Annotated in this window: 1 protein-coding gene; it reads right to left on the bottom strand. The window is 50.0% G+C overall.

The features are described 5' to 3' along the window. Positions 1-232: hypothetical protein (locus tag B4920_RS28185; protein ID WP_216820161.1), on the bottom strand; the 232-nt coding region annotated here is incomplete at both ends.

Genomic DNA, 232 nt, shown 5'->3' with positions numbered 1-232 from the left:
CAATGTGCCGCGGGTTTTGTCTGAGGAGAACTGATCGGCGGCAATCAAAATACTGAACATGGGAAACAGATACAGCGCAAAGCACCAGAAGATAGCCATTTCCGCCACGGGCCAGTCAAACAGTACATTGAGAGCTTGGCTGCCTAAGAGACCATCGATCAGATCTTTAATATTGGGCTGCATTAATAGGGTCGAAGCGCCTTGGATGGGGTAGAGCAATAGCATGCCCCAC

The organism is Zoogloea sp. LCSB751 (assembly GCF_002028455.1).
Classification (GTDB): Bacteria; Pseudomonadota; Gammaproteobacteria; order Burkholderiales; family Rhodocyclaceae; genus Zoogloea.
Note: the sequence above shows the minus strand (reverse complement) of the source record. Positions and strands in the feature narration are given on the sequence as shown.